Annotated in this window: 16 protein-coding genes; 15 read left to right on the top strand and 1 reads right to left on the bottom strand. The window is 66.2% G+C overall.

Going from position 1 to position 16,928, the window contains the following annotated elements:
- Positions 1-349 precede the first annotated feature (349 nt).
- The 7 genes from AC1ROW_RS20730 (at position 350) to AC1ROW_RS20700 (ending at position 7,600) form a co-directional block, all read left to right on the top strand.
- Positions 350-1,228 (top strand): SMP-30/gluconolactonase/LRE family protein, encoded by an 879-nt coding sequence (locus AC1ROW_RS20730; protein WP_493021412.1) that lies wholly within the window; start codon positions 350-352, stop codon positions 1,226-1,228.
- Between the two features lie 250 nt (positions 1,229-1,478).
- Positions 1,479-2,972, top strand: a complete 1,494-nt coding sequence (locus tag AC1ROW_RS20725) for an APC family permease (protein WP_493021410.1) — start codon at positions 1,479-1,481, stop codon at positions 2,970-2,972.
- Positions 2,973-3,218: 246 nt separating this feature from the next.
- On the top strand, positions 3,219-3,692 hold the full coding sequence (locus AC1ROW_RS20720) for a MaoC/PaaZ C-terminal domain-containing protein (RefSeq protein ID WP_431347358.1): 474 nt from the start codon (positions 3,219-3,221) through the stop codon (positions 3,690-3,692).
- Between the two features lie 3 nt (positions 3,693-3,695).
- Positions 3,696-5,210, top strand: a complete 1,515-nt coding sequence (locus AC1ROW_RS20715; RefSeq protein WP_493021408.1) for a class I adenylate-forming enzyme family protein — start codon at positions 3,696-3,698, stop codon at positions 5,208-5,210.
- Positions 5,207-6,106, top strand: a complete 900-nt coding sequence (locus AC1ROW_RS20710; RefSeq protein ID WP_493021406.1) for a nitrilase-related carbon-nitrogen hydrolase — start codon at positions 5,207-5,209, stop codon at positions 6,104-6,106. Before AC1ROW_RS20715 ends, AC1ROW_RS20710 begins: the two co-directional genes overlap by 4 nt.
- A 1-nt stretch (position 6,107) precedes the next feature.
- Entirely contained in the window at positions 6,108-6,536 is a 429-nt protein-coding gene (locus AC1ROW_RS20705) for an acyl-CoA thioesterase (protein ID WP_493021404.1), read from the top strand.
- Complete coding sequence (locus tag AC1ROW_RS20700; RefSeq protein WP_493021402.1) at positions 6,533-7,600, top strand: NAD(P)H-dependent flavin oxidoreductase; 1,068 nt, start codon at positions 6,533-6,535, stop codon at positions 7,598-7,600. The genes AC1ROW_RS20705 and AC1ROW_RS20700 overlap by 4 nt, the downstream gene beginning before the upstream one ends.
- Before the next feature lie 33 nt (positions 7,601-7,633).
- Here AC1ROW_RS20700 and AC1ROW_RS20695 read toward each other — a convergent pair whose 3' ends face one another.
- The gene (locus AC1ROW_RS20695) at positions 7,634-9,316 is read right to left on the bottom strand and encodes a helix-turn-helix domain-containing protein (RefSeq protein ID WP_493021400.1); all 1,683 of its coding nucleotides are present in this window, start codon (positions 9,314-9,316) and stop codon (positions 7,634-7,636) included.
- A 162-nt stretch (positions 9,317-9,478) separates the two neighbouring features.
- Between AC1ROW_RS20695 and AC1ROW_RS20690 the strand changes: the two genes are divergently transcribed.
- The 8 genes from AC1ROW_RS20690 (at position 9,479) to AC1ROW_RS20655 (ending at position 16,882) form a co-directional block, all read left to right on the top strand.
- On the top strand, positions 9,479-10,324 hold the full coding sequence (locus tag AC1ROW_RS20690; RefSeq protein ID WP_493021398.1) for a citryl-CoA lyase: 846 nt from the start codon (positions 9,479-9,481) through the stop codon (positions 10,322-10,324).
- Positions 10,318-11,079 carry an SDR family NAD(P)-dependent oxidoreductase gene (locus AC1ROW_RS20685; RefSeq protein WP_493021396.1) on the top strand — a complete coding sequence of 254 codons (762 nt, stop codon included), beginning with the start codon at positions 10,318-10,320 and terminating at the stop codon, positions 11,077-11,079. The genes AC1ROW_RS20690 and AC1ROW_RS20685 overlap by 7 nt, the downstream gene beginning before the upstream one ends.
- A 56-nt stretch (positions 11,080-11,135) precedes the next feature.
- Positions 11,136-12,353 carry an NAD(P)/FAD-dependent oxidoreductase gene (locus tag AC1ROW_RS20680; RefSeq protein ID WP_493021394.1) on the top strand — a complete coding sequence of 406 codons (1,218 nt, stop codon included), beginning with the start codon at positions 11,136-11,138 and terminating at the stop codon, positions 12,351-12,353.
- On the top strand, positions 12,353-13,507 hold the full coding sequence (locus AC1ROW_RS20675) for an acyl-CoA dehydrogenase family protein (RefSeq protein ID WP_493021392.1): 1,155 nt from the start codon (positions 12,353-12,355) through the stop codon (positions 13,505-13,507). The genes AC1ROW_RS20680 and AC1ROW_RS20675 overlap by 1 nt, the downstream gene beginning before the upstream one ends.
- Positions 13,508-13,510: 3 nt before the next feature.
- On the top strand, positions 13,511-14,365 hold the full coding sequence (locus AC1ROW_RS20670) for a polysaccharide deacetylase family protein (RefSeq protein WP_493021390.1): 855 nt from the start codon (positions 13,511-13,513) through the stop codon (positions 14,363-14,365).
- Between the two features lie 106 nt (positions 14,366-14,471).
- Entirely contained in the window at positions 14,472-15,248 is a 777-nt protein-coding gene (locus AC1ROW_RS20665; RefSeq protein WP_493021388.1) for an aspartate/glutamate racemase family protein, read from the top strand.
- A 15-nt stretch (positions 15,249-15,263) separates the two neighbouring features.
- The gene (locus tag AC1ROW_RS20660; protein WP_493021386.1) at positions 15,264-16,475 is read left to right on the top strand and encodes an NAD(P)/FAD-dependent oxidoreductase; all 1,212 of its coding nucleotides are present in this window, start codon (positions 15,264-15,266) and stop codon (positions 16,473-16,475) included.
- A complete protein-coding gene (locus tag AC1ROW_RS20655; protein WP_493021384.1) occupies positions 16,472-16,882 on the top strand; it encodes an acyl-CoA thioesterase in 411 nt (136 codons plus the stop codon). The genes AC1ROW_RS20660 and AC1ROW_RS20655 overlap by 4 nt, the downstream gene beginning before the upstream one ends.
- Positions 16,883-16,928 lie beyond the last annotated feature (46 nt).

Raw genomic sequence — 16,928 nt, 5'->3', positions numbered from 1 at the left:
AACTACCCCTCACGTTGACTGCGTAGCCAAGCTCATTCTCGAAGAATGTTCGTTACACCACTCCACGGGACTTGACCTCGAAAACCCCTGAATATCAAGCAAGGTGCGGGCTAGGTGCCCCAGCGAGATCTAGCGGAACCTAATCGTGGTGTCGCGGGTTCGAGTCCCGCCCTCGCTACACAGGTTGAAAACACAGGAAACGGCGGCTGGTGAACAGCCGCCGTTTCGTCGTTGGCGCGGCTCTGCCTCGCGGTAGGCGGCGGCGCGTCCGAGTCGCTCAACAGCGCTCTTGGCTCGTGACCAGAGATATTGTGTGGCTGAACCGTCCCTCCACGAATAGTTGAGCCCTATGGTCGACCCAGCAAGTAGTGATGAGCGCCCGCGCACCGAGCTCCAATTGCTCCTGCCCGGCGAAGATGACATCGGGGAGTCTCCGATCTGGCTGCCCGAGGAAGGTCGTCTGGTGTGGGTCGATATGACGCCTGGCGTTCTCAACACGTGGGATGGATCATCCAAGACCAGTCGCGCTCTGGACGGCTTCATCGCCGCTGTGTCGCCCAGTACGCGAGGTTATGTCGTTGCTACAGCGTCGGGATTCTTGGAATTGTCGGCGGGCGGGGGCGATGGCCGATTGCTGTCCTTCCTGGACGCGGACCACGTGATGAATGATGCGAAGGCCGGCCCTGATGGTCGGCTCTGGGCAGGCAGCCTCCACAAGGATGAAGTCGCCGAGCAAGGCGCCCTTCATGTACTCGATACCGACTGGGGCGTGAGGCAGGTCCTGACCGGCCTCACGCTGCCGAATGGCCTGGGCTGGGACCGCGAGGGCCGTATCTTCTATCTGAATGACAGCGTGACGGGCGAGACGTTCGCGTTCGATTTCGATCCGGCAAGCGGGTCGATTTCGCACAAGCGAGTCGTGCGCCGCTTCCGTGACTCCGAAGGATTGCCAGACGGCCTCGCAGTGGACATGGACGGCTGCCTGTGGATCGCGCTCTGGGGCGGAAGCAAAATAGTTCGCATCAGTCCGGAGGGCGACCTCCTCCGGGAAGTCGCGTCGGAAGCGAGTCAGCCGTCCTCCTGCGCGTTCGGGGGACCAGGCCTGCGCGAACTCTTCGTGACCACGGCGCGGTATGGACTCGATTCGCCTCGGACCGCGGACGGGTCCCTCTACCGGCTTGCTGACGCCGGAGTGTCAGGAGTGCCTGTCGGGTCCTTTCGCGGCTGAACAAACACGCGAATCGCTACCGCCGAGATAGCGCACAATTGTGGCTGAGACGTTCTCCGTCCTGTCGTCCCACCAACGCACGCTGGGCGGCTTAGGAGAATCCCCAATGGCCATCGCGACTCCGCCTACCTATGTTCATGCGAAACGTAGACCTTCGATGGCGAAGGCGGTCACGTCCCGGTGGCCGAGCGACCGCACTACGCAGGACCCGCGCCCCCAGCGCCTTGCTCACTGACAGGAGAAACCGGACATGACCGCGACAAGTTCGGACGGCACTCACGCGATGGAGGCCGGTACGGCCCCCGGCGACAAGCTCCAAGGCAACATCGGATTCTTCAACCTGGTCTTCACCGTCCTCGCCTACAACGGCCCGATGGTGGTCTTTCTCGGCTTCATACCCGTGACCATCCTGTTGGGGAACGGAGTGGGAACTCCGGTCATGTACCTGTTCTGCGGCGTGATCGCGGCACTCTTCGCTGCCGGCCTCGTCGCGATGGGCCTGCGCCTTCCGAAGCCGGGTGGCTTCTACGCCTTCGTCTCGGCGGGGCTGGGCAAGATTCCCGGGCTCGGCACTGGTTTCGCGGCGATGGTCTGCTATTACGCAGCCAATCTCTCGGCCTACGCGCTGGGCGGCGTCGCGACCGACTCCCTCGTCCATGGTGCTCTCGGGGGCCCTTCACTGCCCTGGTGGCTGTACGCGGGCGTGATGTTCGTCATCGTGGCGGTGCTCGGGTACTTGAACATCAACTTCTCGGCCAGGCTGCTGACCGTCTTCCTCGCCCTCGAACTGCTGCTTCTTGTCATCTACGACATCTCGGTGATCGCCCAGGGCGGAGCCCACGGTCTCGGCTTCGACAGCTTCAAACCGTCGAACATCTTCTCCGGCTCCATCGCCGTCGGCTTCATCTTCGGCATCGGTCTCTACGGCGGGTTCGAGGCCACCATCATCTTCCGTGATGAGGTGAAGCGTCCACGCCGCACCGTGCCCCGGGCGACCTATGCTGTCGTCGGAACGCTGGCAGTCCTCTACTCCCTGACCGCATGGGTGTTCATCAACTCGTATGGGGCTGATGCGATCATGGCCGTTCTCAACAAGAACCTCGTCGCAGCATCGAGTGAGAGCGTCAAGCACTACACCGGAAATGTCGCGTACTTCGCCGTCTCCGTGCTCCTCATCACCAGCTCCTTCGCCCTGGTGCTCGCGAGTCACAACATCACGTCGCGATACCTGTACAACTTGAGCGCGGACGGCGTGCTGTCGAAAGGCCTCAGCCGGGTGCACGGACGTCACGGGTCCCCGCACCGCGCCTCGATCGCGGTGAGCATCGCGTCGTTGGTGGGACTCGTGATCTTCGCAGTCGCGCAGATCGACGGCGACACGGCCTACGCGAGGCTCTCCGGCGTGTACTCGTACTGCTTCGTCATCCTGCTCGTCGTCGCCGCGCTCGCCATCACAGTGTTCCTGGTCCGGGACAAGACGGCGAAGAAGAAGGCGACCTGGCAAGCGATCGGCACCGCCGTCTCGCTCGTATTCCTCGCGGTGGCGCTCGTCCTCTCGACGATCAACTTCGACTTGCTCGCCGGGACGGAGGGATGGCTGACCTGGCTCGTGCTCGGAGTGATCTACGGGCTCATCGCCGTCGGCGTCATCCTCGCCGCGGTGTACCGGACCCGGCGGCCGGAGGTCTATGCGCGCATCGGCCGCGACGACGCCGGTGATCTCGTCCCCGACCCTGCCGGCTGAGTCGACGACAGGATCGCCGCAGCACGCAGGTGAAACGATGAGCCGCACCCGCCTTCGGGCGGGTGCGGCTCATCGTGCGTCGGCCGGCCCCCTCCCTCAGCCGATGATTCCGTGCCGGTGTTGGTCTCCTGCACTGGCGGACCGCGGCTTCGTTGTTAATCGACCAATAGCGCGGAATCCGGCGACGGGGTGAGATATGTCATGGCCGCAGGGGAACTCGGTCGCCGGAACGTGAAAGGGATCAACGTGGACATCGCAGAACAGACGAGACAACGGGGAATGTATTTCGACGAGTTCGAGATCGGCCAGACCTGGGAGAGTCCCGCGCGGACGATCACCGAAGCAGACCTCGTCCTGTTCGCCGGCATCTCGGGCGATTTCAATCCGCTGCACACCGACGAGGAGTTCGCCAAGGCGACGCAGTTCGGCGGACGCATCTTCCACGGACCGGGTGTTTTCGCCATCGCCACCGGGCTGGAATCGCGCCTCGGAATCAAAGAAGGAACGGCCATCGCCTTCCTCGGGATGACATGGAACTTGAAGGGCGCCGTACGGATCGGCGACACGATCCACGTGCGACAGACGGTGGCGTCCGTCAAGCCGTCGTCGTCGAAGCCCGACCGCGGAATCGTGACCTTCGATGTCGAGGTGGTCACGCAGAATGGTGATGTCGCCCAAGACGGCCAGTGGGTCGTCATGTTCAAGAGGGAGCAGGCGTAACACATGCGTTTCCTGGAACGGATCACGAACGCGCCCGACGGGGATGCAGTCGCTCTCGAAGACGGCGATCGCCTCGTCACGTTCGCCGCGCTCGTGGACGCCGTCGATCGCTTCGCCGGGCGTCTCCAGGAGATGGGCGTCGCCCGTGGCGGGCGCGTGGCTCTGATAGCGGACAACTCGGCGGCCTATCTGGTCGTTGCGTTCGCCGTCTGGCGCCTCGGCGCGACCCTCGTCACGGTGTATCCGTCGTCGACGACCGACGAGCTCGAGTACGTGATCGGCAACTCCCTGTCGACGGTCGTGCTGGCGGATGGCAGAGCCTCCGCGCGACTGAGCGGCTCCAGCATCTCCGTCGACACGATCGTCGATAATGACACGGTCCTGCAGGACGCGTCGCCCGATTCAGTCGCCTCGGTCCGCTCGCTTCCCCCGCTGGCGGAGCTCGATCCGGAGGCACTGGCCCTGATCTGCTACACCTCCGGAAGCACGTCGCGTCCGAAAGCAGTGATGCACTCTGCGGAGGGACTGTCTGCCGGCGCCGACGCCTATGCGGACGTGTGGCGCATCGGCCCGAACGACCGCACGATCGTCTGCCTCCCCATGGCGTGGGTGTTCGGGCTGACGACGGCATCGATGTCGACTCTGAGCCGCGGCGGCACTGTCCTCATCCTCGCTCGCACCAACCCGGCGCTCCTGGTGGAGGCGATCGGTGACCGACAGGGCACGTTCCTTCCCGGCGTGACCACGATGTTCGTCAAGCTGACGGAGTACGCGGAGAACCATCCGGGAGCCGCCGACTTCCGCTCCCTCCGGTTCTGCATCTCCGGTGGCGAGCCTCGAAACGAGGCGGTCTTCGCCCGGTGGCAGCGCCTCACGGGTGTACCCGTGCATGACGTGTTCGCTGCATCCGAGTGCTTCCCCGTCGTGACCTACGATCCGGCCGTGGACCCGGAGCCGCGGCTCGGGAGCGCCGGCAGGGTCGTACCGGGTGCGCGGATGCGCGTGGTGGACGAGGACGGTTCGGACGTGGCGCCGGGCCGAACAGGCGAAGCCCTCTGGAAGGCGCCCGCGCACTTCCTCGGCTACTGGGACAATCCCCAGGCGACGGCGGATGCGACAGTCGACGGCTGGTACCGCACCAAAGACCTCGTCACCGTGGATGAGCAGGGATACGTCTACGTCCTCGGCCGGCTCTCCGACATGATCATCCGCGGCGGGGCCAACGTTTCGCCCGCCGAAGTGGAGGGCGTGCTCGCCGAACACCACTCCGTTCGCGCAGCGGCCGTCTTCGGGCGTCCCGATGCCGAGTACGGCGAGGCGGTCGTGGCCGCGGTCGTCGCACGGCCGGGAGAAGCCATCGATCCGGATGCGCTCGCGGAATTCTGCCGCACGCGCCTGGCTTCGTTCAAGGTGCCGACCAGCTTCATCACCGTGGACGAACTGCCGGTGAATCCGCGCACCGGCAAAGTGGACCGGAAGTCCTTGGCGCTGGCGACGAACACGGCGGCCGGCGCATGAGTACTCTCTCGGTGGCAGCCACCCAGTTCGAGCTCCGGCCGGAGCGCACATTCGATGATTTCGAGGAGCACCTGACCGGCCTGGTCCGTGCCGCAGCCGCTGACGGGGCGGACGTCGTCCTTCTGCCAGAGCTGACGACCACGGGTCTGCTCGCGTCGCATCCGGAGGCGGAGCACCTCACGGTCGATGACCTCGACGAGGCGTACCGCTCCGTGTTCCCGTCCTACAGCGGGCGGTTCGTCGACGCGATCGTGCGGGTCGCCTCCGACCTCGGCGTGGTGGTCGTAGGCAGCCACTTCCGCGAAACGGAAACCGGCGCGCATCGGAACACCGCATACGTGGCTCACCCGGATGGCCGGGTGGAGCAGCAGGACAAGCTGCACCTCATCCCGCAGGAGCGGAGCCTCGGCACCGAGGCCGGCGACGCTGTGCTCATCACCGAGATCAACGGGATGAGGACGGCCGTGCAGATCTGCGCCGACATCGAGTTCCCCGAGGTGTCGCGGTACCTGGCGAAGCGCGGGGTGGACCTCATCCTTGTGCCATCACTGACCTGGAACCGGCGCGGGGCACAGCGCGTCCGCTACGGGGCGCACGCGCGCGCCATGGAGAACCAGGTCTACGTGGCGGTCTCCACACTGGTCGGCTCCAGCGGTCTGCCGCGGGACGGCGCGATGCACGGCACCGGTCATGCTCTCGTCGCCATGCCGTTGGAGCGGCGATTCGGCGACAACGAAGGCATCGTTGTCGCCCACGACGACGACGGAAGCGAAGGATTCGTGATCGCCCGGCTCGACTCGGCGCTGCTGGAGGAGTCCCGCGCACAGCCGGAGCCGCCCGGCTTCCGGTACCGGCGCGAGGACCTCTACGCGCGGCTGGAAGCGGACGCGAGCTGACATGGCCCTGTTCGTCCACACCTTCCGGGTGCGTTACCACGAGACCGATCCGCAGCGGTTCGTCTTCAACAGCCGGTATCTCGAGTACGCCGATGTGTCGATGACCGAGTACTTCCGCTTTCTGGGTTGGGGATACCCGGAGCTGCTCGCGGTCGGATACGACCCCTCGCTCGCCACGACGCACGTGACCTTCCACCGTCCGGCGCGACTCGACGACGTGATCGAAGCGCAGGTTGCCTGCGTGCGCGTCGGCACCTCGAGCGCCGACCTCCGTTTCAGGTTCCACCGGGAAGCGGAGCTGGTCTGCACGGTGGAGAGCACGTACGTGAACGTCGACGTGTCGACGGGTCGCGCCCAGTCGATTCCCCGCCCCATCGCGGATGCGCTTCGCGCCGACATCCGCACGTCTGAAAGGACCTCCGTCTCGTGATCACCACCGAGCTCACCCGTCTTCTGCAGATCGAGCATCCTGTGCTCTCAGCTGGCATGGCTCGCGTTGCGCAGGCCGACCTGGTCGTCGCCGTCAGCGAGGCAGGGGGAATGGGCTGCTTGGGCGGCGTCAGCTTCATGCCGGACGCGCTGCGGGCTGAGATCCGGGACATCCGCAGCCGTACCTCCAAGCCGTATGCCGTGAATCTGCTGCTCCCGGAGTCGCTGACGACGGAGGATGAGGCGACCTGGGCTCCCGTCCGCGAACTCTGGGATGCGATGAGCCCGGCTCAGCGCACCAAGTTGACCGGCGTCCAAGCGCTCCTCACTCCCGGGGCGGTCTCAGGCCAGGTGCAAGTGGTTCTCGACGAGGCGCCGCCGGTCGTCGTGCTCACGTTCGCGACGCCGTCGTGGTTCATCGACGCGGCGAGGAGCAGAGGCATCCTGGTGGGCGCGATGGTCGGCTCGATCGGCGGGGCCCAACGCGCCGCCGCAAGCGGAATCGACTTCCTGATCGCGCAGGGCACCGAGGGAGGAGGTCACACCGGTCATGTCGCCACGATGGCGTTGACGCCCGCCGTGGTGGATGCGGTCGATCTCCCGGTCGCCGCCGCCGGCGGTATCACAGACGGCCGTGGCCTCGCCGGCGCGCTCGCGCTGGGCGCGCAGGCGGTCTGGGTCGGTTCCCGGTTCATCGCCACCCCGGAGGCGTACGGTCATGATGCCTTCAAGGCGCGCGTGCTCGCCGGTCATAGCCGTGACACCGTGCTGACCAAGTCGTACACGGGCAAGCCGCTCCGTGCCTTCCGGAACCAGTGGACCACGAAGTGGGAGGGCGATCCGTCGTCGGTGCGGAGCTTCCCGGGCCAGTACGCGGTCGCCGGCGAGCGAGTCGAGACCGGCTACCAGGATGGCGACCTGGACTGGGGCATGATGCCGATCGGGCAGGGTGTCGAGAATATCCACGAGCTGACGCCCGCCGGAGACGTCGTGACCTCGATGGTGGCTGAGGCGGAGGCGATCATCGGGGCGCTTGCGCGGTCGACGACCACCTCGGTCGAATAGCGGACCGCGCGAGCCCCGCCCCGGTCGGCTTCCTCAATCGACGCGCGCGGCGCCGAAGCTGTCGGTCGGCTCGGGGAACAGCGGGCCGCTCGCAGGCGCCTCGCTCGCCACGGCATCGGTCACCCGGTCGCCGGTGTCGCGTGAGGGCCGCAGCGGTCCGAGAGTCTCCGCGGTCAATTCCGCGCCCGCCGCTTCGGCGGTCATCGCCAGGTGCAATGCCGTGATCATCGAGGGTGAGCGGATGGACGCGCCGAGGATCTCCTCGACCTTGGACAGCCGATAGCGCATCGAATTGTGATGGATGTTCAATTGTTTGGCGGCGGACATCACATCGAACTCTTCAGCGAAGTACGTGGTGATCGCTTCCAGCAGCAGCGGCTTGTCCCGAAACGGCCCGAGGATGCGGTCGCGCCACTCGGCCATGCTCGCCTGCCCGATGTCCGCCAGCAGGCGGACGGAGAAGTCCAGTTCGTCGTAGCTCGCGGCCCGCGTCTTGCGGCCCCTGAGCGCGAACTGCACGGCAAGGATCGCGTCGTGGTGCGAGGTGGCGACCTCGCCGATCTTCTCGATGGCCCGTCCGGTGCCGACGAAGGACCCGGGCTGATTCGAGAGGATGGACTTGATCGTCTTGGCCTGCGTGTCGGCGTTCGCCTGGAGCAGGACGGTGAAGCCGTTCGCCTGCTCCAGGGTGAACCCGGTCGCCCGATGAGCGGCGATCGTCTCCTCCAGGAGGTCGGCGGCCGGGATGCGGTGCTGACGGTGCGCGTTCGGGAACACGATCGAGAGCACGCGCACCTCGTTCGCGAAATTCAGGCCCAGCGCCGATGCTCGTTCCTCGAGCCCTTCGGTGCTCTCATACGGCTCCAGTTCGAGAGCGCGCCGCAGGATGGAACTCCGGATCGCGCGGTCCTGATTCATCGCGAGAGTGTCGATCCGCTTCGCCGCCTCCAACAGCGACGCCGTGACGGCGGCGGCCGCGCGACCGTACGCATTGAGGAAGCCGACGCGCCGGCTGGCGAGGATGAGCCAGCGTCGGGGTCGGCCCGGCAGTGAGTGCAGGCGAACCGCGAGGCCCTCCCAGCCGCCGACGTCGAGCTCGATCGTGGGCGCTTCGTAGCCGCCGATCTCCTGGCGGAACAGGACGAAAGGGAGCGCTCCGGTCGCGTTCTCCACGAGCCCGGACTCGTCGGTGACGCCGGCGACGCCATCGGTCAGCGTCGCAAGTTTTCGCACGAGCGAGACGGCGGGCTCGGCAGAGTCCATCGCCGCGACCAGGGACTGCTGCATCGACATCATCCGCTGGAAGCGCGCAGTATCGGGACTGGCGTGGGCGCGGCTCACGGTGTCGATGATGTCGGCGAAACGGGTCGTCCTCGGGACGAGGAAGACCGGGATCCCCGCAGCCGAAAGCGCTTCGGACGCGCTCGCCTGAAGCGACTCGCTCAATGTCTCCGGGATGACCACCGCGGCGACTTCGGCTTCAGCGAAAAGGGCCGCGATGCGCGCGGGTTCCGTGGGCCCATCCGCCCAGCCCCCGATCAACAGGATCAGCTCGTCGGCGCTCAGCCGATCCTCATCGAGACGATCCGAGAAGATCTGGGCCGATGTCACGGGACGTTCCTCGAAACCACTGGCGCCGGCGATGAGACGCAGGCCGAGGGCTTCGTGGCTCATCAGGTCTGCCAGCGTGCACGGGCTCAGGGTCGGACGACTCACGTCTCCTCCGTGAGGCCTGGTGAGGCCGTGGTGCCCGGCTGCATGAGGCGATTCTAGCCACGCGCCCTCCGCCTGACTCCGGTGCTTCTCACAACCAAGCCCCGGAACTCATGGAAATTCTCCAATGGTTGGCCTGCTGGAGTCAGCTCTAGTCTGGGCACAATGACGAGGCCGGAAGGTCGCCGAGTATCGCGGAGGGACGTTGTGGGAGAGCGCTATTGGACATCGTCCGTGAGTCGGGTGGATGAGTCTGCTGTACGGATCCGTGGATACGACCTGGAGGAACTCATCGGGGGCGTGTCGTTCAGCGCCGCAACCTACCTCCTCATCCGCGGCTCGCTTCCCACGCCGGAGCAGACTCGGATGCTGGATGCGATCCTGACCGCGGTGCTCGATTATGCACTGGAAAAGCCGGGCACCGTTGCGGCGCGCTACGTCATGTCGGCGAACCCGAACGTGGCGGCCGGCCTCGCGGCAGCCGTCCTCGCAGTGGGGAAGAACACACTGGCGCCGGAGGACACGGCGAAGTTCGCGATCGAGAGCTTCGATCGGCTCCAGGTCTCGGAGAGGTCCGCCGCGGAGGTGGCCGAGGAGATCGTGTCCGAGTACCGGTCGTCGCGCCGCAGGATCCCGGGCCTCGGGCACCCGGTGTTCAAGTACGTCGACCCTCGCGCGCAGAAGATCAAAGAGATCGCCGAGACTCTCGGCTTCTGGGGACCGCGGGCATCGTTCTACGAATCCGTTCACGCGGAGTTCGGGCGGCAGACGGGGCGGGACTGGATCCCGGTCAATGATGTGGGGATGATGGCCCTTGTTCTTGTGGAGATGGGCTTCACTCCCGATGAGACGACGGGAGTCGCCATCCTTTCGACCTTGCCGGGTGTCATCGCTCACCTGACCGAGGAGCAGGAGAGCGGTCGGCCGATCCGGATCATCCCGGCGGAATCCGTCGAGTACGACCCGGCCGTCCGGGACTTCCAGGCCGATAAGGAGGCAGCGGGATGGTGAAGCGGGTAGCGATCACGGGCGCAGGTTCGGGCATTGGACTGGCGGTGGCACGTGCGTTCGCGCAGAACGGCGACACGGTCTACGTCGGCGATATCTCGCGCGAACGGCTGGACTCGACGAAAGCAGCGCTGCCCGGGGTCACGGTCGTCGAACTGGACGTGACCGATTTCGACGCGATGCGAGCGTTCGGCGTCGAAGCCGCCGGCGACGACGGTCTCGACGTGTTCGTCAACAACGCGGGTGTCTTCGACGCGTACGCCAGCATCGAGGAGACCACGCTGGAGCTGTGGCAGCGGATCATCGCGATCAACCTGACCGGCTACTTCCACGGCTGCAAGGTCGCCTCCGAGTTGATGATCCCGAACCGACGCGGACGGATCATCAACGTCGGTTCGGTCGCCGGGCAGCGGGGTGCGGCGGACGGACTGTCCTATGCGGCGAGCAAAGCGGGGATCGAGGGTATGACGAGGAGGCTCGCCATCGACCTCGGCCCGCTCGGGATCACCGCCAATGTCGTCGCCCCCGGTGTGACCCAGACAGATATCCGGAAGAATTCCGGCGAGCAGCTCGGAGGCGTCCTCGACATGGATCGCGGGATCGGAGCCTCGCCCGAACTCTGGGACTTCCTCATCCCCGCCAAGCGGGGAGGGAGCGCCGATGAGGTCGCGGCGGTCATCGCTTTCCTCGCATCCGACAGCGCTTCGTACGTCACCGGCCAGGTCATCCATGTCGACGGCGGATGGACGGCCACCTGAGATGACCGGATGGCAGGATGTGAGAATCACAGTGGGGCGGCCAGCGGAGGTCCGGAATGGTTCTTGACCAGGCAGATATCGTCGTCGTCGGGGGCGGCATCGTCGGATTGACGACGGCGCACGCGCTGAAGCAGCGCGGATTCGACGTCCTCGTCGTCGAGCAGCGGTTCACCGCGTTCGGGGCATCAGGGCGCAACTCGGGCGGCATCTGGGTGCAGACCGTGCGCGGCGGCACCGAACTTCAGCTCGCACGCCAGGGTGCCGAGCTCTACGAGCGGTTCCTCGACGATCTGGGTGACACGTTCGAGCTCCGGCGGGACGGTGGCCTCATCTACTTCGAGACCGAGGACCAGCAGAAGGTCTTCGCCGACTATGTGGCCGACCGTCATGAGCACGGGGTCCAAGCTGAGCTGATCAGCGCCGCCGAGGCGAGAAAGCTGTCGAGCGGGGTTCCGGCGTCCGCGATCGGCGCGGTGTTCAGCGGCGACGACGCTCAGGTGAACACAGCGAAATTCACGCGCGCTCTCGGCGACGCCTGCAAACGTCGCGGCGTCCGCATCTACGAGAACACGCCCGTTCTCGGCATGACCCGACACGGAGACGCCGTGACCGGCGTCCGCACGGTGCGCGGTGACATCGCCGCCGGCGGGGTCGTCTGGTGCACGGGCGCCTGGGCCTCCACGCTGTCTTCGGAAGGCATCGATCTTCCCATCACCCCCATCCGGGTCGGGATGCTCATGACGCAGGCCGTGCCGCGGCAGGTTCACGTCGTCACACGCGGCCCGGGCGGCGTCAAGAACTTCGGAGCGCTGAGCTCCCTGCCCAGCTTCGAGCCGACACTGTTCGCTACGCCGGGCCTGGAGGAGGGCTCGCACCTCACCTACGAGGACATCGTCACGCAGAACGCCGAGGGCAACATCATCATCGGCCACACCCACGACGCGGCTCAGTCCCTCAACCCCCACATCACGGTGGAGGCGACCTCGCTGATGATCCAGTCGCTCCAGCGCCGCGATCCGTCCTTCAGGACGCTGGGCGTCACCGGTCTGTGGGCAGGACTCGTCGGAGTCACGGCCGACCGGCTGCCGATCATCGACAAGGTCGACGGGCTGTACGTCAATTCGGGCCACGTCGCCGGCACCGCTTCCGGCCCCCTCGCGGGTGAGCTGATGGCGCAGCTCGTCGCGGGGGAGGACCCGACCATTCCGCTGGAACCGTTCGCTCGCGACCGCGAAGCGCTCGCGGAGCCGGTGTTCAGAGACGGGGCTCCTTGATGCACGCGAATCTCAGTGACCAGGGTCGGGCCTCTCTCGCTGATCAGGACTTCCTCGACGCCATCACCGCCTTCGTGGACAGCGAACTCGACGATGTGCACGGTCGGGACGCGCGCGGCGAGTACCCCGCGGATCTGGTGAGCCGGCTCCGCCAGCTCCACCTGTTCGACGCGTGCACACGTGATCTCGAGACGTACGCGCTCGCCCTTGAGGAGATCGGCCGGGGGTGGCTCAGCCTCGTCCCTGTCGTCAACGCGCACTCGACGAGCGTGTGGACAGTGAAGAACTACGGGACGGCCGCTCAGCGGGCGCGATGGACCGGGTCGCTCGAGACAGGCGCCGCCATCGCCGCTCTGGCGCTGACCGAGGCCCACGCTGGTTCCGACCTGCAGCAGATCCACTCCACAGCCGAACGGGTGGAGCACGGGTGGTTGATCCGCGCCCGGAAAGCGCTGATCACCCACGCCGCGAACAGCGACCTGCTTCTCATCCTGGTGAGAACGGATCCGACGCCGGGAAGCGGTGCCGGCGGTCTCAGTCTCTTCCTGCTCCAGGCGGGGGAGTGGACGGTCGACCGCAGACTCGACAAGCTCGGCTCGCGTGGCATCGAAACCGTCGAGCTGTCCGTGAACGGCATCATGGTGCCGGACGACCGCCTCATCGGCGGAGTCCCCGGCCACGGATTCCGACAGGTCATGGACGGGCTCGAGGTCGGACGGATCGCTGTCGCGGCCGCGGCGGTCGGCGTTGCTCGAAGCGCGTTCTGGAACGCCGTGTCCTATGCGAGCGAGCGCGAAGCGTTCGGGACGGCGCTCATCGACAAGCCGACGGTCCGCACGCGCCTCGGGGCTGTCGCCATCGAGATCGCCGCCGCCAAGGCACTGACGCTGGCCGCCGCCCGCGCCAAGCAGGCCGGCGGCAGGCGCGACATCGAGGCCGCATCGGCCAAGGTCGCGGCAGGCGACGCCGCCATCCACGCCGCGCTGGCCGGTATGGAGCTCGGCGGCGGCTGGGCGTACGTCGAAGACCTCGAATTCTCGCGCTTCCTGAGGGACTCGGCCCTGTTCATCGCGGGGGAGGGCTCCAACGCGGTCCTGACGGACCTGGTCGGCACGCGCCTGGCGAAGGCCGGGCCGAGCCGGGATTGGATCTGAGTCGTGCCGCTGCGACTGCCCGAGGGCAAGCGTCTCGCCGTGTCCATCTCCTCCGACTTCGACGCCCAGAGCGTCTGGATGGGGACGTTCGGCGTCGCGACGCCGAGCTTTCTCTCACGCGGCGAATTCGGCGCGCTCGTCGGCGTCGACCGTGTACTGAACGCCTTCGGGCGGTACGGCATCACGACGACGTGGTGCACGCCTACCCACACTCTTCAGACGTTCCCGGAACAGTGCGATCGCATCCTCCAGGCCGGACACGAGATCGCTGCCCATGGCGTCTACCACGAACCGATCCACAAGCTGGACGTGGACGAAGAGCGCCGCCTGCTCGAACTCCAGATCAGCCAGCACGAACGGCTCCTCGGCCGACGTCCGTTCGGGTATCGGTCGCCGGCGTGGGACTTCTCGGATGCGACACTCGGACTGTTGGAGGAATTCGAGTTCGTCTGGGATTCCTCGCTGATGGGCCGGGACTTCGAGGTTTATCGGCCGCGCCCGGTCGTGGTGCAGGATCGCGAGAACGGGAACCGATTCGGGCCAGAGTCGCCGATCATCGAGATCCCGGTCTCGTGGTACCTCGACGATTTCCCGCCGCTGGAGAACCTCCCTCGCAGTGTCGGCATGGCGTCGACCGGCGACGTCCTGCAGCGGTGGAAGGACTCGTTCGACTTCGCGTACGAGCGCGTCCCGGGCGGAGTGTTCGCGCTGACCGTGCATCCCCAGACCATCGGGCGAGCCCACCACCTCATGATGTTCGAGCAATTCCTGGAGTACGTCGCGGGCCATGGCGGTGTCTACTTCGGCACGCTGTCGGACATTGCCGCGGCCTGGGTGGATGAACAGCCCACGTTGTAACCCTCACGGCTCCCCGGCAGTTTGCTCGTAACTACTCCTATGGATCGGGCGGGGCACGGTTCCTAGAGTCGTCTCAAGCCTCCCGACCAACCGACGAAGGACCTCGATGAAGATCTGCTTTCTGAACCCATTCGGAACCGATGCGTACGACGAGATCATCGGAACGGTCCTGCAGGGCGCGCTCCTCCCCGACACCGAGCTGGAGATCCGTCATCTGACCGCGGGCCCGCGCAACCTCGACTACTACGCGCCCAAGCAACTGGTGCAGGTCGAGATCCTTCGTGCGGTGAAGCAGGCCGAAGAGGACGGATTCGATGCGGTGGTCATCGGATGCTGTTACGACCCGGCGCTCACCGAAGCACGCGAACTGGTCTCCATTCCGGTGATCGGCCCTCTCGAGTCGTCAGTCGGGCTCGCCCGGCCGTTCGGCCACCGCTTCGCCGTGGTGACCGATCACCATAAGGCGGTTCCGATGTTGAAGGACACCATCCGTGTCTATGGCGCCGAGGCCAACTGCGTCTCCGTCGAATCGGTCGGCTGGTTCGTCGACGACATGGTCCTCGATCCCGCAGCCGTCGCCCACGACACGTACGCGAAAGTGCTGGACGTCATGCAGCGGACCGGAGCGGAGACCGTCATCATCGGGTGCACCATCGTCTCCGCGTGCTACGAGCTCGCTGCGATGAATGGTGACGCACGACTCAACGAGCTCTCCGTCATCAACCCCAACGTCTTGGCGGTCAAATCTGCGGAGCTCTTCGCCCAATTGGACGCCAGGGGCATGTACAGGATCTCGCGCGCCGGCTACTACCAGATCCTCGAGGACCATGACCCCGTCGAGGCCGCAGAGGTCGCCCCGTATTTCTCCGGCACCCACGTCTGAACGAAAGGAAGAATCATGAGCACGTCTGTCATCGTCATCGGCGGGGGCCTTGTCGGCACATCCACTGCGTACTTCACCGCGCGGGAGGGCCTGGATGTGACCTTGTTCGAGCAAGAGACCATCGGCTACGGCGCATCCGGCCGCAATCCCGGCTTCGTGTGGCTGCACTGCCGCAACACGGGATGGGCGCTCGACGTCTCGTTCGCCGGCCGCAAGCTCTACGACAATCTCAAAGAAGATCTGCCGATCCCGTTCGAGTTCCGTGCCGACGGCGGACTCATCTACTTCACCGACGAACGCCAGGCTCCGGTCTTCGAGGAGTTCGTCGCCGCCCGGCGTGCGGACGGACTCGACATGGAGCTCATCGACAACAAGGCCGTTCGTGAGCTGGTCAAGCCCATCCGGGAAGACGTGCTCGGTGCGAGCTTCTGTGCGAACGATGCGCAGATCAACACCCCCACCGTCGTCGCCGCACTCGCTGCCGGGGCACGGCAGGCCGGCGCCGTCATCCGTGAACACGAGCCCGTGCTCGAGCTGATCTACGACGGCGAGCGGGTCGTCGGCGTGAAGACGGCCCAGGGGATGTTCTTCGCCGACTATGTCGTGGTCGCATCCGGCGCGTGGACCGAGAAGCTGATGGCCGCGAGCGGAGTCGACGCCCGCGTCGGGCGGGAACGGCTGCAGGTCATCGCCACCAAGCCGCTTCCCCAGCAGATCCGGCCCGTGGTCTACGGACCCCTGACAGCCAAGCAGTACGAGCTGTTCCGGGTACTTCCCTCGTGGGACGAGCAGGCCTTCCTCTCACCGATCGAGATCGAGACCGGGTCGTGGATGCTCACCCTCGCTGCGCAGCGCGCCAACGGAGAGATCCTTCTCGGCTGCCCGATGGACTACCCCTCCGACGTGGATCTCTCGCCGACGCTCTCGGGCATCCGTGCGACCGCCGAGAACATCGGCGACGACTTCCCCGGCCTGAAGGATGCGCCGATCGATCGCATCTGGGCGGGTGTCCTGCCGTTCACCTCGGACATGGTGCCGATCATCGACGAGGCGTCGCCCGGGCTGATCGTGGCCGCGGGGCACGTCTTCGGCAACTCGTCCGGCCCGATGACCGGCAAACTCGTCAGCCAGCTCATCCGCGGAATCGAGCCGGAGATCGACCTCACCGAGGTGCGGTGGGGCAGGCACCTCGATCCGATCGTGCCCGGCGTGGCTGTGCACTGGTGACCGGTCGCATGGTCGTGCTGGGGGATGTGGACGCCGCCGGAGTGCTCTACTTCGGCAACGTCTTCCGCTGGCACGAAGAGGTGTTCACCCGATGGCTGAGCAGTGCCGGCATGCCCCTCGAGACCTTGTTCGCGAGCGGGCGCGGCCTCCCTGTGCGGTCGTCGTGGGCCGAGTACCCGGCAAGCGCCGGGCTCGGGGAGGCCCTTTCGGTCACCGTCGCGGTCAGCGATTTGCGAGACACCGAGTTCGTCTTCACCACCGATTGGCGCTCGGAGAACACCGAGCGCACCGTCTCATCCGTCTCGACCAGGCACGTGGCGTGCGTGAAGGACGCCGACTCCGGGTATTTCGTGCGGACCGACGTCTGGCCCGAGCTGCGTGAGCACCTCGAGCGCTTGACGACCTGACACCCCCACCAGCAGCCGGATTCCTCCAGCAGCAGAAAGGCGAGAA

Source organism: Leifsonia sp. GW821-FHT13C09 (genome assembly GCF_058806435.1).
Note: the sequence above shows the minus strand (reverse complement) of the source record. Positions and strands in the feature narration are given on the sequence as shown.